General features: G+C 42.6%; 27 protein-coding genes. 24 read left to right on the forward strand and 3 right to left on the reverse strand.

What is annotated here, in order from left to right; all coding sequences use genetic code 11:
• Window positions 1–35: 35 nt before the first annotated feature.
• Window positions 36–1,250: an MFS transporter gene (locus GSR62_RS03145; RefSeq protein ID WP_066023796.1), complete on the forward strand. Its 1,215-nt coding sequence runs from the start codon at window positions 36–38 to the stop codon at window positions 1,248–1,250.
• 65 nt (window positions 1,251–1,315) lie between these two features.
• On the opposite strand, the gene GSR62_RS03150 is transcribed toward GSR62_RS03145, so the two are convergent.
• A complete protein-coding gene (locus GSR62_RS03150) occupies window positions 1,316–1,645 on the reverse strand; it encodes a hypothetical protein (protein WP_010688633.1) in 330 nt (109 codons plus the stop codon).
• A 138-nt stretch (window positions 1,646–1,783) separates the two neighbouring features.
• Between GSR62_RS03150 and GSR62_RS03155 the strand changes: the two genes are divergently transcribed.
• The 3 genes from GSR62_RS03155 (at window position 1,784) to manA (ending at window position 4,495) form a co-directional block, all read left to right on the forward strand.
• On the forward strand, window positions 1,784–2,458 hold the full coding sequence (locus tag GSR62_RS03155) for a histidine phosphatase family protein (protein ID WP_179854466.1): 675 nt from the start codon (window positions 1,784–1,786) through the stop codon (window positions 2,456–2,458).
• Window positions 2,455–3,456 carry a serine hydrolase domain-containing protein gene (locus tag GSR62_RS03160; protein WP_035448876.1) on the forward strand — a complete coding sequence of 334 codons (1,002 nt, stop codon included), beginning with the start codon at window positions 2,455–2,457 and terminating at the stop codon, window positions 3,454–3,456. Before GSR62_RS03155 ends, GSR62_RS03160 begins: the two co-directional genes overlap by 4 nt.
• Window positions 3,457–3,529: 73 nt before the next feature.
• Window positions 3,530–4,495: a mannose-6-phosphate isomerase, class I gene (manA, locus tag GSR62_RS03165; protein WP_066023797.1), complete on the forward strand. Its 966-nt coding sequence runs from the start codon at window positions 3,530–3,532 to the stop codon at window positions 4,493–4,495.
• A 145-nt stretch (window positions 4,496–4,640) separates the two neighbouring features.
• On the opposite strand, the gene GSR62_RS03170 is transcribed toward manA, so the two are convergent.
• Together GSR62_RS03170 and GSR62_RS03175 are read right to left on the reverse strand one after the other, a co-directional pair.
• The gene (locus tag GSR62_RS03170; protein WP_066023798.1) at window positions 4,641–5,345 is read right to left on the reverse strand and encodes a type 1 glutamine amidotransferase; all 705 of its coding nucleotides are present in this window, start codon (window positions 5,343–5,345) and stop codon (window positions 4,641–4,643) included.
• A gap of 1 nt (window position 5,346) precedes the next feature.
• Window positions 5,347–6,696, reverse strand: a complete 1,350-nt coding sequence (locus tag GSR62_RS03175; RefSeq protein WP_035448881.1) for a Mur ligase family protein — start codon at window positions 6,694–6,696, stop codon at window positions 5,347–5,349.
• Between the two features lie 173 nt (window positions 6,697–6,869).
• Between GSR62_RS03175 and GSR62_RS03180 the strand changes: the two genes are divergently transcribed.
• From GSR62_RS03180 to GSR62_RS03275, 20 genes are all read left to right on the forward strand, one after another.
• Window positions 6,870–7,460 carry a thymidine kinase gene (locus tag GSR62_RS03180; protein ID WP_035449071.1) on the forward strand — a complete coding sequence of 197 codons (591 nt, stop codon included), beginning with the start codon at window positions 6,870–6,872 and terminating at the stop codon, window positions 7,458–7,460.
• Window positions 7,461–7,470: 10 nt separating this feature from the next.
• Complete coding sequence (prfA, locus tag GSR62_RS03185; protein WP_010688647.1) at window positions 7,471–8,556, forward strand: peptide chain release factor 1; 1,086 nt, start codon at window positions 7,471–7,473, stop codon at window positions 8,554–8,556.
• Entirely contained in the window at window positions 8,549–9,385 is an 837-nt protein-coding gene (gene prmC / locus GSR62_RS03190; RefSeq protein ID WP_035448883.1) for a peptide chain release factor N(5)-glutamine methyltransferase, read from the forward strand. Before prfA ends, prmC begins: the two co-directional genes overlap by 8 nt.
• Window positions 9,386–9,404: 19 nt before the next feature.
• The gene (locus tag GSR62_RS03195; protein WP_035448884.1) at window positions 9,405–10,433 is read left to right on the forward strand and encodes an L-threonylcarbamoyladenylate synthase; all 1,029 of its coding nucleotides are present in this window, start codon (window positions 9,405–9,407) and stop codon (window positions 10,431–10,433) included.
• 78 nt (window positions 10,434–10,511) lie between these two features.
• Complete coding sequence (upp, locus tag GSR62_RS03200; protein ID WP_010688651.1) at window positions 10,512–11,141, forward strand: uracil phosphoribosyltransferase; 630 nt, start codon at window positions 10,512–10,514, stop codon at window positions 11,139–11,141.
• A 235-nt stretch (window positions 11,142–11,376) separates the two neighbouring features.
• On the forward strand, window positions 11,377–12,093 hold the full coding sequence (gene atpB / locus GSR62_RS03205; protein WP_010688653.1) for a F0F1 ATP synthase subunit A: 717 nt from the start codon (window positions 11,377–11,379) through the stop codon (window positions 12,091–12,093).
• Between the two features lie 37 nt (window positions 12,094–12,130).
• Window positions 12,131–12,355 carry a F0F1 ATP synthase subunit C gene (gene atpE, locus GSR62_RS03210; protein WP_004049169.1) on the forward strand — a complete coding sequence of 75 codons (225 nt, stop codon included), beginning with the start codon at window positions 12,131–12,133 and terminating at the stop codon, window positions 12,353–12,355.
• Window positions 12,356–12,413: 58 nt separating this feature from the next.
• Complete coding sequence (atpF, locus tag GSR62_RS03215; protein WP_010688654.1) at window positions 12,414–12,941, forward strand: F0F1 ATP synthase subunit B; 528 nt, start codon at window positions 12,414–12,416, stop codon at window positions 12,939–12,941.
• Window positions 12,928–13,470, forward strand: a complete 543-nt coding sequence (atpH, locus tag GSR62_RS03220) for an ATP synthase F1 subunit delta (protein ID WP_066023799.1) — start codon at window positions 12,928–12,930, stop codon at window positions 13,468–13,470. Before atpF ends, atpH begins: the two co-directional genes overlap by 14 nt.
• A 22-nt stretch (window positions 13,471–13,492) precedes the next feature.
• Window positions 13,493–15,004 (forward strand): F0F1 ATP synthase subunit alpha, encoded by a 1,512-nt coding sequence (gene atpA / locus GSR62_RS03225; protein WP_010688656.1) that lies wholly within the window; start codon window positions 13,493–13,495, stop codon window positions 15,002–15,004.
• Between the two features lie 19 nt (window positions 15,005–15,023).
• The gene (locus GSR62_RS03230) at window positions 15,024–15,965 is read left to right on the forward strand and encodes a F0F1 ATP synthase subunit gamma (RefSeq protein ID WP_035448887.1); all 942 of its coding nucleotides are present in this window, start codon (window positions 15,024–15,026) and stop codon (window positions 15,963–15,965) included.
• A 23-nt stretch (window positions 15,966–15,988) separates the two neighbouring features.
• The gene (gene atpD / locus GSR62_RS03235; RefSeq protein ID WP_035448888.1) at window positions 15,989–17,395 is read left to right on the forward strand and encodes a F0F1 ATP synthase subunit beta; all 1,407 of its coding nucleotides are present in this window, start codon (window positions 15,989–15,991) and stop codon (window positions 17,393–17,395) included.
• A 14-nt stretch (window positions 17,396–17,409) separates the two neighbouring features.
• Window positions 17,410–17,829 (forward strand): F0F1 ATP synthase subunit epsilon, encoded by a 420-nt coding sequence (locus tag GSR62_RS03240; RefSeq protein WP_010688659.1) that lies wholly within the window; start codon window positions 17,410–17,412, stop codon window positions 17,827–17,829.
• 178 nt (window positions 17,830–18,007) lie between these two features.
• The gene (locus GSR62_RS03245; protein WP_010688660.1) at window positions 18,008–18,238 is read left to right on the forward strand and encodes a DUF1146 family protein; all 231 of its coding nucleotides are present in this window, start codon (window positions 18,008–18,010) and stop codon (window positions 18,236–18,238) included.
• A 31-nt stretch (window positions 18,239–18,269) separates the two neighbouring features.
• Window positions 18,270–19,577: a UDP-N-acetylglucosamine 1-carboxyvinyltransferase gene (gene murA, locus GSR62_RS03250; protein ID WP_035448890.1), complete on the forward strand. Its 1,308-nt coding sequence runs from the start codon at window positions 18,270–18,272 to the stop codon at window positions 19,575–19,577.
• Window positions 19,578–19,778: 201 nt separating this feature from the next.
• The gene (gene mreB, locus GSR62_RS03255; protein WP_066023800.1) at window positions 19,779–20,771 is read left to right on the forward strand and encodes a rod shape-determining protein; all 993 of its coding nucleotides are present in this window, start codon (window positions 19,779–19,781) and stop codon (window positions 20,769–20,771) included.
• The gene (yidD, locus tag GSR62_RS03260) at window positions 20,771–21,028 is read left to right on the forward strand and encodes a membrane protein insertion efficiency factor YidD (RefSeq protein ID WP_010688663.1); all 258 of its coding nucleotides are present in this window, start codon (window positions 20,771–20,773) and stop codon (window positions 21,026–21,028) included. Before mreB ends, yidD begins: the two co-directional genes overlap by 1 nt.
• Before the next feature lie 21 nt (window positions 21,029–21,049).
• The gene (locus GSR62_RS03265) at window positions 21,050–21,271 is read left to right on the forward strand and encodes a DUF2969 domain-containing protein (protein WP_010688664.1); all 222 of its coding nucleotides are present in this window, start codon (window positions 21,050–21,052) and stop codon (window positions 21,269–21,271) included.
• A gap of 92 nt (window positions 21,272–21,363) precedes the next feature.
• Window positions 21,364–22,566 carry an FtsW/RodA/SpoVE family cell cycle protein gene (locus GSR62_RS03270; RefSeq protein ID WP_010688665.1) on the forward strand — a complete coding sequence of 401 codons (1,203 nt, stop codon included), beginning with the start codon at window positions 21,364–21,366 and terminating at the stop codon, window positions 22,564–22,566.
• A gap of 11 nt (window positions 22,567–22,577) precedes the next feature.
• The gene (locus GSR62_RS03275) at window positions 22,578–22,931 is read left to right on the forward strand and encodes an arsenate reductase family protein (RefSeq protein ID WP_010688666.1); all 354 of its coding nucleotides are present in this window, start codon (window positions 22,578–22,580) and stop codon (window positions 22,929–22,931) included.
• The last annotated feature ends 174 nt before the right edge of the window (window positions 22,932–23,105 follow it).

Raw genomic sequence — 23,105 nt, forward strand, 5'->3', positions numbered from 1 at the left:
AGAGTGTAAATATTATGATGACAGGAGTGATGAATATGGTAGCAGATCCTGAGCTGCCTGCTTCATGGCGCAAAACCTTTATGACCCTCTGGTTAGGGTGTTTTATGACGGGGTTGAATTTTTCGATGACGATGCCATTTATGGCGCTCTATATTGAAACCTTGCATCCCTATGGAAAATTTGAATTGAACTTATATGCGGGCCTAGCCTTTGCTGTTACATATCTAGCCCAGGCGATCGTTTCACCACTGTGGGGCAATCTTGCCGATCAAAAAGGACGCAAACTCATGTGTTTACGAGCTTCTGGGGTGATGACTTTTACGATCTTTGCTGTTGGCTTAGTCCACCATGCTTGGACGATCGTATTATTGCGCTTCGTTCAAGGAGCTTTTTCTGGTTATATCAATAATGCGACTGCTTTTATGGCAGGCGAGACCCCGCATAATCGTTCTGGGGCTGTGATGGCAAATATGATGACTGCCAACGTGACGGGGAATTTGCTCGGCCCTTTAGTTGGTGGTCTATTAGCTGGTTTTGCTGGCTATCGAGTAACGTTTTTTGTTTGCGGGGCGATGATGGGGATCGTCTTTTTGCTGACCTTATTTAATACAAAAGAGCATTTTACGCCGATCCCAGCTAAAAAGATGAAACCGATGAAAGAGATCTTTGCACAGTTAGAAAACAAACAGTTGATCATTGCAATGTTTATCACGACGCTGTTTATCCAATCGGCCTTGATGTCGATCGCGCCGATCGTCAGTTTGTTGGTCAAATCATTGATGCACGGTACGGGTAATGTATCCTTTGTCAGTGGGGTCGTAGCGGCAATGCCTGGTTTTGGGACGTTGTTAGTCGCTTCACGCTTAGGTGTCAAGATGGATAAGATCGGACCACTAAAAGTATTAGTCTTTGGCTTAGTGGCTGCTATGGTAGTCTTTTTGCCGATGTATTTTGTGACGTCACCGTGGAGTTTAGGCTTTTGGCGCTTCTTATTGGGGATCGCTAATGCAGCGTTATTACCAGCAGTTCAAACGGTCTTGACGGTCAGTGTTCCACGGGAAGCCTTTGGGCGCATCTTTAGTTATAATCAGTCATTTCAAGCGGCTGGGGCGATGCTTGGTTCAATGATGGGGTCGCTCATCTCGGGTCTGTTCGACTATCAAGCGGTCTTCTTGGTAACAGCAGCCTTGATGGCATTGAACTTGCTTTTGATCTGGAAAGTTCACCGTCCACTTGAAAACGAAGAATAATCAAAGCGCAAAGCACCAAGGACCTCATCACGATATTGGTGAGATCCTTGGTGCTTTGTCTCATACTATTCAAATGAGAGCTCCAATAAGTACATATTTTTCTCGGTCAAATGTGATGTTGTAGCCCAAATTTCATGATGATCGATGTAGTCGTGACCAGCTAGTTGCCAAAAGCTGTCTAAAAGATCACCGTTTTGAGCTAAAAAATCATCAGTCAGACAATTGACCATTAATTTGTTGTCAGGAAAATAAATATTTGCATCAGCGACTTTGACCGCATCTTTGAAAAAGATCTGGATCACATTGTCATAACGTGATCTCAAAGCAAAGATCTTTTCAGGATGGCGCTTCAAATATGATAAAACGTTGAAAATCGAATCAGAATTACTTGCCAAAAATACTACCCCCATTGTCTATCAACATTTTAGCACAATCATTTGAATTATGCTTGCGAGAAGTTTTAGGTAAAATGTTTTGCATGTTGGCGTGGTAAATCTATAATAGAGATAGGTGTTTTTAGAAAAAAAGAGTTGGTGAAAATAGTGATACATTTTTATTTAGTCCGCCACGGACAGACGCGTTTGAATCGATCACGCCGATTGCAGGGGACAACGAATTCTCCGTTGACCAAAAAAGGGATCCGCATGGCCAAGCGGCTAGGCAAAGAGTTGGAAAATATCCGGTTTGAGGCTGTTTATACGAGTGATCTTCAGCGGACCCAAGAAACAGCGCGCTATATTCTCGCGGAAAATAAACAGGGTTATCCACCGATCTATAGTGATCCCGATCTGCGTGAATTGAGTTTTGGTAAATTTGAAGAAGCCAATAATTTTACGATGGTCCCTACAGCTTTGCGAACGCTAGGGTTGCGCAAGATCTTGCGGGATTTTGCCAATGAAGAGCACGTCTCTGAGTTGACCGAGCTTTTTCGGACGATGGATGGTGAAGAAGAGATCGAGACTTCAGTTCACCTCGAACAGCGCTTTACCCGAGCTTTAAAGACGATCGCCTGTGAATATGAAGGCAAAGATTGCAACATTTTGATCGTAACGCATGGTTTGATCTTGTCGAATTTCTTAGAGTCGTTGAACGGCGATGTACCGCTATTTTTAGTCGACAATTCGCGGGCTAGTCGGGTAGACTATGCTGATGGTAAATTCGAGATCATCTATATCAATCAATTGAAACAAGAGGGAAATCGAGCATGAACGAAAAGACAGCTGCCTTACTACACCAGCTGGTAGACCAGAAGATCGTCCCTGGGGTCTCCTATGCTATGATCTGCCAAGACGATATCCAAACTGAAGTCTTTGGCAATAAGCAACTAGTTCCAACGGTAAAACCACTAGAAGAGGGAGCTTTATATGATCTGGCTTCGTTGACGAAGGTCATTGGGACGACGACGGTGATCTTACAGCTGTTAGAGGCAAAAAAACTACGATTAGACGATCGGGTCGCTAAATATTTACCGCGGTTCACCGATCAAAGGGTGACTCTACGCCACTTATTGACCCACACGTCTGCTCTTAGTGGTTACATAAAAAATCGTGATCAATTACCACCAGCGGAATTAATGGCGGCTTTATATACTTTGAAGCCAGCTGCTTGGTTGGGGAAAAAGGTCGTTTATGCAGATATCGGGCTGATCTTACTCGGACAGATCATCGAAGCTTTTTACCACCGACCGGTACAAGCGGTGATCACGACTGAGGTCTTACGGCCATTAGGCATGAAAGCTTCGACCTTTACTCCGGAAAAAAAGCAGTGTGTGCCCACTGAGTTAACGGCGACTAGAGGCTTGATCCAAGGTGAAGTCCATGATCCTAAGGCTTTTATTTTGGGTGAGCATTGTGGGTCGGCAGGGTTATTTTCTAATTTGGCCGATCTGGTGAAATTTGCTAAATGGATGCTTGCTCCCCAAACGATCCCGGGAGTGTTAGCGCCAGAAACGGTCGCGATGCTCTATGCTGATCATACTCCGACCCACGATCTTGGTCGTTCACTGGGCTGGGATCTGCGCTATGATCGCAATAACACGCCTTGTCTCTATCATACTGGATTTACTGGGACTTTTATGTTACTTGATCAAAAAGGGAAAAATGCCTTGATCGTTTTATCAAATCGCGTGCATCCAAGTGCTGATAATGAAGTGTTTTTAGAATGGCGTGATAAGATCATCGCAACGTATCTGGCAGAAAAGGACTGAGTGGAAAAGGTTTACAATTTATATGAGTGTGATAGAATAAAAGTATAGACTTTTAGATAAGGCGATGATGAATATGAGTAGTGAACCATTATTTTTAGAACCATATTTTCAAGAAAAAATTTGGGGTGGCGACCGGTTATATACCGAGTACGGTTATCAGATCCCAAGTGATCATACAGGCGAATGTTGGGCGATCTCAGCGCACCAACATGGACCGGCGATCGTTGAAAATGGACCATATAAAGGTTTGACTTTGACGGAGGTCTGGGATAAGCACCGTGAAGTTTTTGGTGATGCTAAGGGCGATGTTTTCCCACTATTGACGAAGATCTTGGATGCTAAAGCCGATCTTTCCGTACAAGTCCACCCCGATGATGCTTATGCTAAAGAACATGAAGGTGAATTGGGCAAGACCGAATGCTGGTATGTATTGGCTGCCGATGAAGGAGCTCAGATGTATTACGGTCATCATGCTAAGACGCGTGAAGAGTTAGCTGAGATGATCGAAAATAAACAATGGGATAAGTTGTTACGCAAGATCCCAGTCAAAGCCGGTGATTTCCTATATGTTCCAGCCGGTACGATCCATGCGATCGGTAAAGGGATCATGGTCCTAGAGACGCAACAAAGTTCAGATACGACTTATCGCTTGTATGATTTTGATCGGGTCGATAAAACGACTGGTAAAAAGCGGGAGTTGCATTTGAAGCAATCGATCGATATGACCAACGTTCCCCATGTTGATCCTAAATTGGATATTCAAACGACTGTAACAGGGGATAAAAAAGTTACCCGTTTTGTCGATACTGATTTCTTTGCCGTTTATAAATGGGAGATCGATGGTAGTGCGACCTTTGAACGCCAGCAAGCACCATATACACTGGCCTCAGTCTTAGATGGAAACGGCCAGTTGGAAGTAGAGGGTCGTACCTATGAACTCAAGAAGGGGATGCATTTTATCTTACCTTATGCCGTTAAATCTTGGACGTTGGCTGGAAAGATGATGTTGATTGCTTCTGAACCGGGTAAAAAAGCATAGTTAAAGTTGAAAAGTCGGGTGTCCGTCAACTGATATGGATAGACCCGTACGGCACTTCCTACAGAAATGTGGGAAGTGTTTTTTTACGCAAAAAACTGGTATGGAATTTTTATCCATACCAGAAAGTGTACACCCAACATTTTGGTTAATATGTTGGTTTGATTTTTAGTTCTTCTTGAGCAGTTAGATCAGCTTCAGGATACTTACGCTTCAAAGCTGTCAGTAAGATCCGCTTAGCCAATTCACCGTTGCGGGCTAAGATCGGGCCGTGGAAGTAAGAACAGTAGACATTCTTATAGATCGCACCTTCACCCTGGTCTTTACCGTTGTTACCGTGGCCACTGATGACTTTTCCTAAAGGACGTTCATCTTTACCGAGATAGGTGACACCATTGTGGTTTTCAAAACCATGGTATTTTTGCCCTGTTTCTTCGTTTTCGATCACGATATCGCCGATGAAGCGGTTATTGTCTTGGCTTTCGGTGTAATGATCAAGTGCGGAGATCCCCTCGATGCGCTCGCCATTTGCCCCAATATAATATTTACCTAGTAATTGGTAGCCCCCACAGATCGCAAGCATTGGACCGCCGTCTTCGATATAATCAGTCAAAGCTTTTTTTTTGGCTTGGATATCCTTAGAAACGATGACTTGCTCATAATCTTGACCACCACCGAAAAAGGCAATGTCGAATTTCGTAGCATCAAACGGTTGGTCAAGTGAGATAACTTCTGAAGTCAACTCGATATCCATCTGTTTAGCATAGTATTCTAAGACTAAAACATTACCGATATCACCATAAGTGTTCAGTAGATCGCCATAAAGGTGTGCTAAGTGAAGTTGGTATTTCATATTAATCCATGCCTCCCTTGATATAGCCTTCATCTGCTAAAAGTTTCCGTAATTGCAAGACTGCAGTGTAGGTTGCTAGTACGTAGATGTGTTCTGTTGGCATCGTTTTGAGATAAGCTAAGACGTCTTTTAGACTTTCACGTTGCGCAAAGTTTTCTTCGGGAACACCAGCTACGCGCAACCGGAATGTGATGTCTTTGTAACGTTCGCCCCCGGTCAAGACACTAGGGATCTTGTCAAACGGTAAGTTTTCAAAATCACCATCCCAGATCCAGCTCGTATCGATCCCGTCAGCGTAATTGGCATTCAACAAGACTGCCAGTGAAAATGGTTTATCATCGGTCTTGATCATTTCTAAAACTTGGTCAAGGCCAACTGGGTTTTTGACCAAGATCATAGTCACTTCTTTGCCATCAAGATCGATAACTTCTTGACGTCCAAAGACCTTTTCGTCATTTTGACTGAGCGCTTGGCAGATCGTTTCGGGTTCGACATCTAGCTGTGAGCCGACTGCATAAGCGGCTAGGGCGTTATAGATGTTGTAAGTCCCACCGATGTGCAACTCAACTTCATGTCCATTGATCGTAAATTTAGAAGATTGTGGAGTTTGAGCACTGATCTGATCGACTTTGTAAGTCAATTCAGGGCGCTTGAAGCCACAATGCGGGCAGAAGTATTTACCTAAGTTGCTGTAAGAACGGTATTTGAAATGCAAGATATGTTGACAACTAGGACACAACAGCCCATCGGTGTTAGCTGGTGCGAGTTGGTCTTTTTCAGCTTTATCTGCAAAACCGTAATAAATAACTTTATTAGGTAGTTCCTTACTATTAAATATAGGTGCATCTCCATTTGCAAGAACAAGTGCGTCAGGATGCATCAACACACCTTTTAAGATCTTGTCATAAGTCGTGTAGATCTCACCATAGCGATCCATTTGATCACGGAAAAGGTTAGTCAACACGAACATTTTTGGTTTGATATATTCACAGACGATCGGCACATTGGCCTCATCGGTTTCAAGGACAGCGAGCTTTTTGCCAGAGCTCGTTTTTTGAGCTGTCAAAAAGGCGGTCACGATCCCTTGTTTCATATTAGAACCGCTCTTATTAGTCAAAACATTACCGTATTTAGCTTGGAGCACTTTTACGGTCAAAGCGGTCGTCAGTGTTTTACCATTGGTCCCAGTGATGATCACGATCTCGTAATCTTTAGCTAAAGCTTTTAAAACATCAGGATCAATTTTTAAAGTTAATTTACCAGGCAGAGAGGTCCCACCGTGCATAAAGTTATGCAAGAACCAGTGAGAAGTTTTACCCGCAGTAATTGCGATTGAACTTTTAAATGACATGAAATTTCCTCCGATTTTTTTATGTCAACTTGTATCTTACCATAAAATCTAGATCAGTGCGCAGAAAAACGGGTCGAGCCTAGCTGATAGCAACATCTAACAAATTTATTAATGAAATTTACGCATAAATCATATATACTAGTTTAGGAACTATTAAAAGGATGGTGGCGTTAGTGGCACAGCTTTTTTTCCGCTATGGAGCAATGAACAGCGGCAAGACGATCGAGATCTTAAAAGTCGCCCATAATTATGAAGAGCAAGATAAAAGCGTAATTATTATGACTAGTGGCTTGGATGACCGCGATGAAGTCGGTTATGTTTCGAGCCGGATTGGCCTTAAGCGTAAGGCATTTCCGATCTTTGAGGAAGATGACCTTTTGGCTAAGGTCAAAGAACTAGACCCAAACGCTGCATGTGTTTTGGTCGATGAAGCTCAATTTTTGAGTAAGCATCATGTTTTAGAATTAACACGGGTGGTCGATGAATTAAATATCCCCGTGATGACATTTGGCTTGAAAAATGATTTCCGTAATGAACTTTTTGAAGGTTCAAAATATTTACTACTATATGCGGATAAGATCGAAGAGATGAAAACGATCTGCTGGTTCTGCAACAAAAAAGCGATCATGAACTTACGGGTCAATGATGGCAAGCCTGTTTATGATGGCAAGCAGATCGAGATCGGTGGCAATGAATCTTACTATCCGGTGTGCCGTAAACATTACGTCGCGCCACCAACTGATACAAATAATACTATTAAATAAGGAGAATTTTATGGATAAGTTATTTGACAGATTGCAAATGCTTGAAGATCGGTATGAAGAACTCGGCGAATTGCTCTCTGATCCGGATGTGATCGCAGATACTAAGCGCTTTATGGAACTTTCAAAAGAGATGGCCGATCTGCGTGAAACAGTCGAAAAGTATAACAAATATAAGCAAGTCATCCAACAGATCAAAGATGACGAAGAGATGCTCAGTGCTGGACTTGACGATGATGAAATGACAACGATGGTCAAAGAAGAATTGGCAAGTTCAAAGACTGAAAAAGAACAATTAGAAGAAGAGATCAAGATCTTACTTCTACCTAAGGACCCTAACGATGATAAAAACATCATCATGGAGATCCGTGGCGCTGCTGGTGGGGATGAAGCGAGTCTATTTGCGGGCGATCTATTCACGATGTACAGCAAGTATGCTGAACATCAAGGGTGGAACATTGAAGTTATCGACAAGACGATGACAGAAGTAGGTGGTTTCAAGGAAATCGCATTGCTCATCAATGGTCGAAGCGTTTACTCTAAGTTGAAATATGAATCTGGGGCTCACCGTGTTCAACGGATCCCTGTAACTGAATCTCAAGGTCGAGTGCATACCTCAACGGCTACTGTAGTTGTCATGCCCGAAGAAGAAGATGTTGAGATCGAGATCGATCCAAAAGATATCAGAGTTGACGTTTACCGCGCTTCTGGTGCCGGTGGTCAGCATATCAACAAGACATCTTCAGCTGTGCGGATGACTCACTTGCCAACGGGGATCGTTGTTGCTATGCAAGATCAACGTTCACAACAACAAAACCGTGAAAAAGCAATGAAGATCTTGCGCGCACGTGTCTATGACTATTATGCTGCCCAAGAGCAAAGTGCTTATGACGAAAACCGTAAATCTGCTGTCGGTACTGGGGATCGTTCTGAACGGATCAGAACTTACAACTATCCACAAAACCGCGTGACTGATCACCGGATCGGCTTGAGCTTGAACAAGCTTGACCGGATCATGAACGGTGAATTAGAAGATGTGATCGATGCTTTAGTTCTTTACGATCAAACTAAAGCCTTAGAAGAATTACAAAATGGATAAAATGACAGTTTTTAAAGCTCAGCAATGGGCTTTTTCTTTTATCAAAGATCATGGGAAAGATCCAAGTGCCGCTGATCTGCTCTTGCAAGGCCAGATGAATTGGAGTACAACAGAGATGTTGATGAACTATCAGACGCAATTGTCAGCTGAACAATTAGAGCGCTTTTTTACCAATGTCAAATTATACTGCCAAGATCACCCAGCCCAATATTTGCTAGGAAAAGCTAACTTTTTTGGCTTGGAGTTCAAAGTCAGCGAAGCAACCTTGATCCCACGACCAGAGACAGAAGAATTGGTCGAGTGGATCTTGGAAGCCGAGCCTAAAACTTCGCTGCGGGTCTTAGATATCGGGACTGGTACCGGAGCGATCGGGCTAAGTTTGAAACATGAACGTCCTGCTTGGGAAGTGACTTTAAGTGATATTTCTTCCCAAGCCCTAGCAGTTGCTAAAGAAAACAAGCAAGCCTTGAAGCTAGAGGCCACGTTGATCGAAAGTGATCTTTTCCAAAATATCACGGGCAAATTTGATGTGATCGTCTCAAATCCCCCGTATATTGCCGAATCAGAGGCAGAATTAATGGATAAAAGTGTTTTAGAGCATGAACCTAAAACGGCTTTATTTGCGCCAGATGAAGGCTTATATCTTTATAAGAAATTAGCTGAAAAGCTCAGCCAACATCTGACAGAACACGGTAAGCTCTATTTAGAGATCGGCTTTCAACAAGGTCCAAGTGTAGTCGAGATCTTTAGCCAAGCTTATCCGACAGCTAAAGTCGAATTACGCCAGGATATCACCGGACATGACCGGATGGTAAAAGTGAGTTTTTAATAGAAAAGAGGAAATAATAGTGCTGATAACTGAGATCTATACACCAGATAAAGTTGCTTTGGCCGCTAAAGAACTACAGTTGGGCGAGTTGGTCGCTTTTCCGACTGAGACCGTTTATGGGCTAGGGGCCGATGCAACTAACGCTCAAGCGGTCAAACGCGTTTATCTTGCTAAAGGACGTCCGTCAGATAATCCTTTGATCGTGACGGTTTGTTCACGGGAAATGGTCGAACGCTACGTCGAAAAATTGCCTACAGCAGCCCAAAAATTGATGGATGCCTTTTGGCCGGGCTCGTTGACAATCATTTTGCCGATTAAACCCGATTCACTGCCCGATGCAGTCACAGGTGGCTTAAAGACCGCGGCCTTTCGGATGCCTGACAATCAAACAACGCTAGAATTGATCAAAGAAGCTGGAGTCCCATTAGTTGGACCATCAGCTAACTCTTCGGGCAAACCGAGCCCTACGACAGCCGAACACGTCTTTCATGACTTGGAAGGTAAGATCAAAGGGATCGTTGATGATGGTCCGACTACGGTTGGGGTCGAATCCACGATCGTTGACTTAAGTACCGCTGTGCCGACTGTTTTGCGTCCGGGAGCAGTCACACCCGAGCAGATCAGCGAAATTTTAGGTTGTGAAGTGCGTTCAGATAAGCATCATGTTGGTCAAGCCGAGACACCTAAAGCCCCCGGGATGAAATACAAGCACTATGCTCCTGATGCTCAGGTCTTGATCGTAAATGCTGCTGAGTGGGAAGAAGCTTTGGCTTGGGCTAAGGCACAAACGGCTAAGATCGGCGTGATGGCTTTTGAGCCAGAAGTAGCTAAAGTGTCTAAGCTACCAGAAAATATCGCAGGCTACTCATTAGGCACAAACGTCAAGAGTGCTAGCAGTCGGCTCTTTTCGGGTCTCAGAACTTTTGATAGCCAAGACTACATTTTATGTGCAGGCGTTGCCGAGACAGGTTTAGGTGAAGCTTATATGAACCGCTTAAAGAAAGCAGCTGGAAATGTTTTCTTTAAGGAATTCAGTAAGAATAAATAATTTAACGCGAATAGTAGCAAATAGGCGCGTTTTCGGCTAAAATAAGTAGCAGAGCTAGACAAAGGAGGAATTTTAACAATGGGTAAATTTGAAGTCTTAGATCATCCATTGATCCAACATAAACTAACGATCATTCGCGATAAGGATTGCGGGACACGGGAATTTCGTCAATGTGTCGATGAGATCGCAACTTTGATGGCATATGAAGTTTCACGTGAGATGCCGTTAGAAGATGTTGAGATCGAAACACCGATGGGCAAGACATACAAAAAACGTTTGGCTGGTAAGAAAGTCGTCGTTGTACCGATCTTACGGGCTGGACTTGGGATGGTAGAAGGTATTTTGAATCTTATCCCTGCTGCTAAAGTTGGTCACATTGGGATGTATCGTGATGAAGAAACGATGCAACCACACGAATATTTCGTTAAGATGCCTAGCGATCTAGCTAGTCGAGAAGTTTTTGTGGTCGATCCAATGTTGGCAACCGGTGGTTCAGCTATCATGGCTGTAGATGCTTTGAAGAAACGCGGTGCGCAATCGATCAAGTTTGTGTGTTTAGTTGCTGCGCCAGAAGGTGTGGAAGCTTTACGTAAAGCACATCCAGATATCGATATTTTCGCCGCTGCTTTAGATGATCGTCTTGATGAAAATGGTTATATTGTTCCTGGTTTAGGTGACGCGGGTGACCGCTTGTTTGGTACTAAGTAGACAAGTCACGCAATGTGTCGCGTAGTCTAAATTAGTCAAACGCTTTAAATACGGTTGTTGCTCCATTTCTCCAACTTTTGAAATAAATTCATTTTCGTTTTGAATTTTGGGGGATTTGGTGGTATTATTGCTTTTGTATTCAAAAATAGTTTTCTATCTATGCTTGAATCTTAATCTTATGGTTCGACCATTTTGTTCAACCGTATTGATCACAATTGAAAAGAGGTGAAACTTGGTGAATGAAGAAGCTCAAGTTTTGAAGCTTTTTGGTATTCCTTTTAATGTAGGTAACTGCCTTTCAGGACTGGTTTCAGCATTGATCGTCTTTGGGCTCGTCTTTTGGTTTTCACGCAGATTGCAAATGAAGCCAAAGGGTAAGCAGAATATGATCGAGTGGATGATCGATTTTACAAATGGGATCGTCAAAAGCTCCATGCCTGATGAACAGGGGAAAAAATATGGACTCCTTATTTTTACTCTCTTCTTGTTTATCTTTGTTTCTAACCAAATAGGATTGGCTATTCAGCTTCCAATTAATGGTGTAAACTACATTAAAAGTCCAACTGCTTCGCCCGCGACGACTTTGACATTAGCATTTCTAGTCTTGCTCTTGTCACATCTCATGGGGGTTGCGAAGTTTGGCTTTAAGGGATATGTCAAGAATTCGTACTTTAGTCCAATGCCGGCCTTATTCCCAATTAATGTTTTGGAACAATTTACGAATTTCTTGACCCTGGCATTACGTCTTTACGGTAACATCTATTCTGGTGAAGTGTTGTTGACTGTTATCTATGAACAGTTGGCTAAATCACATACACCGTGGACGTATTTACCAGCGATTCCACTCGAAATGATTTGGCAGGGATTTTCAATCTTTATTGGATCGATCCAAGCTTACGTTTTCGTAACATTGACAATGGTATATATTTCTCAAAAGGTCGAAAAAGAATAATTAACTTATAGGATTAATTTTAAGGAGGATTTTTATTATGACAACAGCTTTAGCTTTACTTGGTGCGGGTCTTGCCGCAGGTTTTGCTGCTATCGGTACAGGTGTTGGTAACGGTTTGGTTATCGCAAAAACTTTAGAAGGTATGTCTCGTCAACCTGAACTTTCAGGCCAATTACGGACAACAATGTTTATCGGGGTCGGTTTGATCGAAGCTGTGCCGATCATCGCTATCGTTATCTCATTCATGTTGATGGCTAAATAATCTCTGATCTATCAGTATAACTTTGTCACATTATTGAAAGATTAGGAGGTGTCAATGAATGAACTCAGCATTACTATTGGCTACTGCTGAAGGTGGTGTACAATGGGGCGACTTCTTATTTTATCTCTGTACTTTCTTGATTTTGATCGCACTCGTTAAGCATTTTGCTTGGGGACCTGTGACCGAAATGATGGAAAAACGGGCCGATAAGATCGCAAACGACATTGATTCGGCAGAAAATGCCCGTAAAAAAGCGGAAGAGCTCGCAGCTAAACGTGAATCAGCGCTTAAAGATTCTCATGTTGAAGCTTCAAAAATCATTGATCGTGCAAAGAAGAACGGTGAACAGCAAAAAGCTACCATCGTAAATTCGGCACAAGAAGAAGTCAGCACATTGAAAAAGAATGCTAAAAAAGACATTGAACAAGAACGCCAAGAAGCGCTCTCCAATGTTAAAAACGATGTAGCTGCTTTATCTGTTGAAATTGCTTCAAAGATCATTCAAAAGGAATTGAGTGCTAAGGACCAAGAAGCCTTGGTCGACTCTTATATCGAAGGGTTGGGGAAGCAAGATGGCATTAGATAAGCAAACAATAGCTAAACGTTATGGAAAAGCTTTGTTTGAAACAGCTAAGGAACAAGATGTTTTGACAGAAACTTCTAGTGAATTAGTTCAGATCAAACAAGTCTTGCAAGCAGAACCACAATTTGTTGATTTCATGACAAGTGCAGCAATAAAACATGATGCTAAGCTTGAAATGTTAAAAAATCTACAAAGTGGTACTTCTGAATTGACATCTAACTTGTTAGCGATGTTATACGATTACAGACGGATCGCCAATTTAGAAGATATTATTGATGAATTCAACAGATTAACTGATGAAGACGAAAAGACAGTCCGTGCAACGGTGACAACTGCGGTCGAGTTGGATCAAACTCATAAAGATAAGATCGCAGCTTCCTTTGCTAAGGTAGTCGGAGCTAAAAAAGTAGAACTTGAAACAGTAGTTGATCCCGAGATCATTGGCGGGGTCGTCTTGAAATCAAGTAGCTATGTGTTTGATGGCTCCATCAAGTCGAAAATCGCAAACATTAAACGTCTGTTATTAAAATGATTTTTAAAGAGGTGAGACTTTTATGAGCATTAAGGCTGAGGAAATCAGTGCTCTTATCAAGCAACAATTAGCTAACTATAAAGACGAACTTACCGTTGATGAAGTTGGTACAGTTACTTACGTTGGTGACGGGATCGCTCGTGCTAATGGTCTTGATAATGCCCTTTCTGGTGAGCTTCTTCAATTCGAAGATGGTACATACGGAATGGCACAAAACTTAGAATCAAACGATGTCGGTATCGTTATCTTAGGTGCTTATAAAGGCATTCGTGAAGGCGATACGGTAAAACGTACCGGTAAGATCATGGAAGTCCCTGTTGGGGAAGCTTTGATCGGCCGTGTAGTAAACCCCTTAGGCCAACCGATCGACGGTTTAGGGGAGATAAAAACGGACAAGACTCGTCCGGTAGAACGTAAGGCTCCTGGCGTTATGGAACGTCAATCTGTTAATGAACCACTTCAAACAGGTATCAAAGCGATCGATGCACTTGTGCCGATCGGTCGTGGCCAACGTGAATTAGTTATCGGTGACCGTAAGACTGGTAAGACATCAGTTGCGGTCGATACGATCTTAAATCAAAAAGACCAAGACATGATCTGTATTTATGTCGCTATTGGTCAAAAGGAATCGACGGTTCGTACTCAAGTAGAAACATTGCGTAAATATGGTGCAATGGACTACACGATCGTTGTTTCAGCTGGGCCATCTTCACCAGCGCCATTGCTTTGGTTAGCTCCATATGCTGGGGCTGCTATGGGTGAAGAATTCATGTTCAACGGTAAGCATGTTTTGATCGTGTATGATGATCTTTCAAAACAAGCTGATGCTTACCGTGAACTTTCCTTGATCTTGAGACGTCCACCTGGTCGTGAAGCTTATCCTGGGGATGTTTTCTATCTTCACTCACGTTTGTTGGAACGTGCAGCTAAACTTAGTGATGAATTAGGTGGCGGTTCAATGACTGCTTTACCATTTATCGAAACTAAGGCTGGTGACGTTTCAGCTTATATTCCAACTAATGTTATCTCCATCACTGATGGTCAGATCTTCTTGGATAGCGATAACTTCTATTCTGGTATTCGTCCAGCTATCGATGCGGGTACTTCTGTTTCCCGTGTTGGTGGTTCGGCTCAGATCAAAGCGATGAAGAAAGTTGCTGGTACATTACGTTTGGACTTAGCTTCATATCGTGAATTAGAATCATTTGCACAATTTGGTTCTGATCTTGATGAAGCAACACAAGCTAAGTTGAATCGTGGTCGTCGGACAGTTGAAGTCTTGAAGCAACCACTTCACAAGCCACTTCCAGTTGAAAAGCAAGTCTTGATCTTATATGCTTTGACACACGGTTTCTTAGATTCTGTTGTTGTTGATGAGATCTTGCGTTATCAAGATGAAATGTTTGATTTCTTTGATAACAACCACAAAGATCTCTTAGATCACATTGCTAAGACTGGTCAATTACCAGACACAGATAAATTAGATACAGCAATCAAAGAATTTGCTGCTTCTTTCCAAGCAAATTCAAAATAAGAAAGGGTGGTGAGAGCTAATGCCAGCTTCTTTACAAGAAGTTAAGCGTCGAATCGTTTCGACTAAGAAAACTGGACAGATCACAAGTGCGATGCAAATGGTCTCGACTGCTAAGTTGAGTCAGATCCAAAAGCACTCTGTAAGTTATCAAGTTTATGCTTCGAAGATTCGTAGCGTGATTACCCATTTGGCACAATCTCATCTACTTGATTCTGCTTCAGCAGTTGAAAGTGGAAAAGACCAAGTGGGCAAACTCAACACCTTAGGTATGCTAAAACAACGTCCTGTGAAAAAGACCGGGATCGTCGTTGTGACTTCAGATCGTGGCTTGGTTGGTAGCTACAACAGCAACGTTATCAAACAAACGCTTGATCTGATCAAAGAAAACGGCCACACCAAAGATGATGTTGTGATCATCGCAGTTGGTGGTACCGGGGCTGAATTTTTCAGTAAACGTGGTTACAACGTTGCGTATGAATTTCGCGGTGTCAAAGACGTACCGACATTTAGAGAAGTACGTCCGATCGTTGAAGCTATCGTGACGATGTATAGCAATGGTCTGTACGATCAATTATTTGTTTGTTACAACCACTTTGTTAACACTTTGACCTCTATTTTCCGTGCTGAAAAGATGTTACCTATCACAGCTGAAAATATGGGTGATGATGACTTGACTGCACTTGATGAAGATCAAAAGTATCATATTGAATATGAAACAGAGCCTTCACGTGATGCGATCTTAGAAGTTATCTTGCCTCAATATGCGGAAAGTTTGGTTTATGGAGCTATTTTAGATGCTAAGACTTCTGAACATGCATCAAGTTCGACTGCGATGAAGTCAGCTTCTGATAACGCTAAAGATATTATTTCTGCGTTAGAACTTCAATATAACCGTGCACGTCAAAGTGCGATCACAACTGAAATTACGGAAATCACAGGTGCGCAAGCTGCCTTAGATTAGAACGATTAGGAGGAATTAACTAGATGAGTTACGGTAAAGTAGTTCAGGTAATCGGCCCAGTTGTCGATGTCCAATTCCCTCTTAGTGAATCCTTACCTGATATCAACAATGCTTTAACAGTTGAACGTGAAGATGGAACAAAATTGGTGATCGAAGTTGCTCTTGAATTGGGTGACGGCGTAATGCGTACGATCGCGATGGATTCCACTGATGGCCTTCAACGTGGGGCAAAAGTTGTTGATAACGGCGCAGCTATCAGCGTGCCCGTTGGTAATGATACTTTGGGACGTGTTTTCAACGTCTTAGGGGAAACAATTGATAATGGTCCAGAAATTAGTGCCGACCATCGCAGAGATCCTATCCACCGCGATGCGCCAGCTTATGACCAATTAAACACAAGTACAGAAATTCTTGAAACAGGTATCAAAGTTATCGACTTATTAGCTCCTTATATCAAGGGTGGTAAGATCGGTCTGTTCGGTGGTGCCGGTGTTGGTAAGACCGTTTTGATCCAAGAATTGATCCACAATATTGCACAAGAACATAACGGTATCTCCGTCTTTACTGGTGTTGGTGAACGTACACGTGAAGGTAATGACCTTTACTTTGAAATGAAGGAATCAGGCGTTTTAGAAAAAACAGCCATGGTCTTTGGTCAGATGAACGAGCCACCTGGAGCCCGGATGCGGGTTGCCTTGACTGGTTTGACGATCGCGGAATACTTCCGTGATGTTGAAGGCCAAGACGTGTTATTGTTTATCGATAACATTTTCCGCTTTACTCAAGCTGGTTCTGAAGTTTCCGCCTTGTTAGGCCGTATTCCATCTGCCGTTGGTTACCAACCAACATTGGCAACTGAAATGGGTCAATTGCAAGAACGTATCACTTCAACTAAGAAGGGTTCTGTTACATCTATCCAAGCCGTTTACGTGCCTGCCGATGACTATACTGACCCTGCGCCAGCAACGACCTTTGCTCACTTGGATGCTACAACTAACTTGGAACGTTCCTTGACTCAACAAGGTATCTACCCAGCTGTTGACCCATTGGCATCTACTTCAAGTGCTTTAGCACCTGAGATCGTGGGTGAAGAACATTACCGTGTAGCGACTGAAGTCCAACACGTATTACAACGTTACCGTGAATTACAAGATATCATTTCGATCTTAGGTATGGACGAATTATCTGATGAAGAAAAAGTTATCGTTTCACGTGCCCGCCGGATCCAATTCTTCTTGTCCCAAAACTTTAACGTTGCGGAACAATTTACTGGTGTTCCAGGTTCTTATGTACCAGTTGAAGAAACAGTTAAAGGCTTTAAAGAGATCCTTGAAGGTAAGTACGATGATCTTCCAGAAGATGCTTTCCGGAGCTGTGGTCCGATCGAAGATGTTGTGAAAAAAGCTGAACAGATGACACAAGGCAATTAAGGGGGTAGCGTCCAATGGATGAAAAACCTGTATTAACTGTCAATGTGGTTACGCCTGATGGATCAGTTTATGAAAATACAACTGATTTAGTGATCTGTACAACAACAGTCGGGCAAGTCGGTATCATGCCGAACCGCCTACCTTTGTTGGCATCACTGGCAATTGATAAAATCAGAGTCAAGACAGGTGAAGATACCTTTGATGAAGTCGCAGTTAGCGGTGGATTCATCGAATTTTCAAACAATGTTTTATCTGTAGTTGCATCAGCAGCTGAAAGAAAAGAAGAGATCGACACTTCACGGGCTGAACGGGCGCGTAAGCGTGCGGAGGCACGGATCGCTAAAGCTAAAGAAAACCACGATGATAATGAATTACAACGTGCTGAAGTTTCTTTACGTCGGGCGATCAACCGTTTGAGTGTTTCGAAGAAATAATCAAAAAGATCCTTGTCATTTTGGCAAGGATCTTTTTTTAACAACTGGGTAAGCATTTTATCTGATTTTTGCGTAGATATAGCTATATTTTTTTAGAGATTCGCCGTAAATGAGTGACTGAACTGAAAAATTATGCTATGATTATTTCGGATTGAGTAAAAGAGAAGAGGGAAAAAAGATGCAATATATAGGAATAATGGCGCTTTTGACGATCATCAGTCATTTTGTCTTTATCGCCTTGGCATTTGTGGGGCTCCAGTCTTTGAGACTCGATCGCTACATTGAACCGGCACGGCAAAATAGCTTCCGGCTTGTCTTAGTCATGGTCGCGGTAGCTCTTGGTTTTGCTTGCAGTTCGTTTTTTACGAGCTTTGTGGACAATGTGGTACATCTATCATATCTGATTTAAATAAATATAGTAATTTTCGGAGGAGTAACAATTGGAAAAGATTATTGTGCGTGGCGGGCATAGATTGAATGGAACAGTAGAGATCGAAGGAGCAAAAAATGCGGTCTTACCGATTTTAGCTGCGGGTATCTTACCAAGTGAAGGCCGCACCTTTTTAACAAATGTTCCGATCTTATCTGACGTTTATACGATGAACAATGTGATCCGCTTTTTAAACGTTAAGGTTGGTTTTGACGAAGAAAATAAAACGATTGCATTGGACGCAACTAATGAACTTTCTTATGAAGCACCATTTAAGTATGTCTCAAAGATGCGAGCATCGATCGTTGTTTTAGGACCACTTTTGGCGCGTTTAGGTCGTGCTAAAGTTGCGATGCCAGGTGGCTGTGCGATCGGTTCACGTCCGATCGACTTACATTTGAAAGGGCTTGAAGCTTTAGGGGCTGAGATCAACCGACATGATGGTTACATTGAAGCTTTTGCACCAAATGGACTCAAGGGTGCTAATATTTACCTTGATTTCCCAAGTGTTGGTGCAACGCAAAACATCATGATGGCAGCTACTTTAGCCAAAGGGACTACGATCATCGAAAATGTTGCGCGTGAACCAGAGATCGTTGACTTAGCTAACATTTTGAATAAAATGGGGGCTAAAGTCAAAGGTGCTGGGACTGAGACCTTGAAGATCACAGGGGTCGAGACTTTACATGGCACAGAACACGCGATCATCCAAGACCGGATCGAAGCCGGGACATTCATGGTGGCAGCCGCTTTGACTAAGGGTAATGTTTTGATCAAAGATGCCGTAGCTGAACATAACAAGCCGTTGATCTCTAAATTAGAAGAGATGGGCGTTCAAGTCTTAGAAGAAGAAAATGGTTTGCGTATCATTGGACCAGAACAATTGAAGCCAACAACGATCAAGACTTTACCACATCCAGGTTTCCCAACGGATATGCAACCACAATTTTCGATCTTGCAGTTAGCGGCTAAGGGTACGAGCATCTTGACCGAAACTGTTTTTGAAAATCGTTTCATGCACCTAGAAGAGATGCGTCGTATGAATGCTGACTTTAAGATCGAAGGTAATTCGGTCATCATTTACGGGCCAACTGATTTTTCAGGTGCTGAAGTAGCCGCAACTGATCTGCGGGCTGCTGCTGCCTTAGTTTTAGCTGGACTTTTGTCACGTGGGATCACTCAAGTCACACATTTACAATATTTGGATCGTGGTTATTACCACTTCCACCAAAAATTAGCTGCTTTAGGTGCAGAGATCAAACGGATCGACGATATCACAAACGAAGAATACGTTATTTCCAAGAAAAAGATCAAATAATAATTTTCAGGGCTGCAAGTTATCTTAGCAGCCTTTTTTAATAAAAAATTTTAAAATTAAACCAATTTGATTGGGGGAACACGGTTTTTCAGGTGCAATTAATATGCTATAATTGGCTGTGTGTATTTTAAAATGAATTGAACTGAGATCAACTCTCAGTCCTACTTACATGTTTAATTAAGAACAAAAGGAGAAAATTTTATGGCTAAAGATATCGGTATCGATCTAGGTACGGCAAATGTATTGATCAATGTCAAGGGTAAGGGCATTGTGCTAAATGAGCCTTCCGTTATAGCTGTCGATACGCAAACTGGCCGGGTCCTAGCAGTGGGTTCGGAAGCCTACAAGATGGTCGGCAGAACGCCAAGTAATATTCGTGCGATCCGCCCATTAAAAGATGGGGTCATTGCAGACTTTGACATGACAGAACAGATGTTATCGTATTTCATCAAGAAGTTAAATGTTAAAGGTGTGATGTCGAAGCCGGCCATTCTGATCTGCTGCCCAACTAATACGACTGACATTGAACGTAAAGCGATCCGTCAAGCCGCTGAAAAGTCTGGCGGGGGCGATGTTTATTTGGAAGAAGAGCCTAAAGTGGCGGCTGTTGGTGCAGGACTCGACATCTTCCAACCTTATGGCAATATGATCATTGATATCGGTGGTGGGACCAGTGATATTGCAGTCCTTTCCTTAGGTGATATCGTGATCAGTCGTTCTTTACGCAGTGCCGGTGATAAGTTGAACGCAAACATTGCTAATTACGTTCGCCAAGAATACGGTCTGATGATCGGTGAACATACAGCTGAAAAGATCAAGATCGAGATCGGCAGTGTCATCAAGGGTCACCGCAACAAGGAAATGACTGTGCGTGGCCGCGATGTCGTTAGCGGGTTACCAAAATCGATCCGCATCACGTCCGATGAAACGGTTGAGGCAATGCGTGACACGATGGATGCTATGATCGCAGCTGCTAAAGAAGTGTTGAGTGAAACTCCACCTGAACTTGCTTCTGATGTAATCGATCGTGGGATCGTGATCACTGGTGGTGGTGCCTTGCTTGACGGGATCGACACTTTATTTGCAGAAGAATTGACGATCCCAGTGATGATCGCAGACACACCACTTGATGATGTGGCAGTCGGTTCAGGTCAATTGCTCGAACAGATCGAAAAACTAAAAAAGAGTAAATAATGAAGATTTTTAGCAAGTTACTTATCTTACCGGTTAAGTTTTACCAAAAGGGGATCTCCCCCTTATTGCCACCGAGTTGTCGTTATTATCCGACCTGCTCAACTTATATGATCCAGGCGATCGAGAAACACGGCGCTTTATTGGGCTTGCTGATGGGATGTGCTCGTATTTTACGGTGTAATCCTTTCGTTAGAGGTGGCTATGATCCAGTTCCGGATCACTTTAGGTTACGTAGAAATAAAAATCCGAAAAAGTGAATTAACATAGGGGGATATACCTTGTCGAAAAAAGAACGTAATATTCAGATCATTGAAAATGAAAAGATGGTGAATGGTAATTTAGTCTTAGAATTGACGATCCAAGATGAAGTGATCGGTAGTGTCAAACAAGACGGAATGCGCTATATTGCCGTTTTATCCAATGGCGAAAAATTAAAGCTCAACTCAAGAAATGAAGCTGTTGACTATCTCTTGCGTGATTACCACTTACACCGCGGATAAGTTAATAAAAAAATAAGTTTGCCGACTGAGCCTTTCTTCAGTCGGCAAATTGTATATAATTAGTAGGAATCAAATAAAAGGAGTGACTTTTAATGGCGCGACAACAGTTCTTACACCGTGATGAAGACGATGATGCTCGTATCGACTGGGGCATTATCTTTTCGGTCCTTGTGTTAGCCGTGATCGGGATGATCTCGCTTTATGTTGCCTTGACCCATGATACAAGTACTGCTAGTGTGACTAGAACGATGATCACTCAGGCAATGTGGTACATCTTAGGGATCGGGGCTGTGATCTTTATCATGCAGTTTGATGCTGAACAGTTGTGGAAGATCGCCCCGTTGGCTTATGGACTAGGGATCTTCTTATTGATCTTAGTGCTATTCTTCTATAGTCGGCGAATGGCGATCCTAAACGGGGCCAAGAGTTGGTTTGCGATCGGCTCGTTATCATTTCAGCCTTCCGAAGTGATGAAACCTGCCTTTATTTTGATGATGGGGCGAGTCATTTCGCAACATAACAGTGAATATCCGGAACACACGACGCGTTCGGATTGGTTATTGTTAGGTAAACTCTTTGCGTGGACGATCCCAGTGGCAGTCCTCTTGAAGTTGCAAAATGACTTTGGGACGATGCTCGTGTTCTTTGCGATCTTAGGGGGGATGATCTTAGTTTCAGGTATCACCTGGAAAATCATTGCGCCGGTCGCGGGAGCCGTGACTGTTTTAGGTAGTTTAGCGATCTTTTTAGTTGTTTACGATAGGACTTTACTTGAAAAGATCGGTTTTCAGGCTTACCAGTTCAAACGGATCGATTCCTGGCTCGATCCTTCTGGAAGTACTAGTGGTAGTAGTTATCAGCTCTGGCAGAGTATGAAAGCGATCGGCTCAGGACAACTATTAGGTAAAGGCTTCAATGTTTCCAATGTTTATGTGCCGGTGCGCCAATCAGATATGATCTTTTCGGTCATTGGAGAAAACTTTGGCTTTATCGGTTGTTGTTTATTGATCTTTATCTACTTATTGTTGATCTTTCAAATGATCCAGGTGACTTTTGATACGAAAAATGAGTTTTATGCTTATATTTCGACTGGGGTCATCATGATGATCTTGTTCCACGTCTTTGAAAATATCGGGATGAACATCGGGCTCTTGCCTTTGACAGGTATTCCATTGCCATTTGTCAGTCAAGGGGGATCAGCTCTGATCGGGAACATGATCGGGGTCGGATTTGTGATGTCGATGCGTTATCACAATAAGAGTTATATGTTTAGTAATGGGACAGATTTTAGATAGGGTGAGTGTAAATGAAAAAATTTTATTGTTATGCACGTTGTAGTACCTGTAAAAAAGCCGAAAAATGGCTCTTGGAAAATCAAGTTCAATTTGACAAGCAAGATCTAGTTGCCGATCCTCCGACTAAAGAGGAGCTCTTAGCGATCTTTGCCAAAAGTGACCGACCATTGCGTTATTTCTTCAATACTAGTGGTCAAGACTATCGCAAGTTGAACTTAAAAGAAAAAGTTCCCACAATGACAAAAGAAGAAGCGGCAACGATGATGTCGGAAAATGGCAAACTCATCAAACGTCCGCTGATGGTCGATGAAAAGACCGTAACTTGTGGCTTTAAGCCTGAAGTTTATCAAGAAACTTGGCTTTGATCAAATAACCGTAATTCTAGCATGGTAAGCGTAGAATTACGGTTATTTTTTTCGCTTTAGGACGGCCTAGTGATGTATTTATTTTTACAGGGTGCTACTTTTTTATAAAAAATCCCCCAGCCGACAAGCAACTGGGGCACGCTTATCTATCGGTGGTCTTTCAACCAGTCATAG

The organism is Ligilactobacillus animalis (genome assembly GCF_009933595.1).
GTDB lineage: Bacteria > Bacillota > Bacilli > Lactobacillales > Lactobacillaceae > Ligilactobacillus > Ligilactobacillus animalis.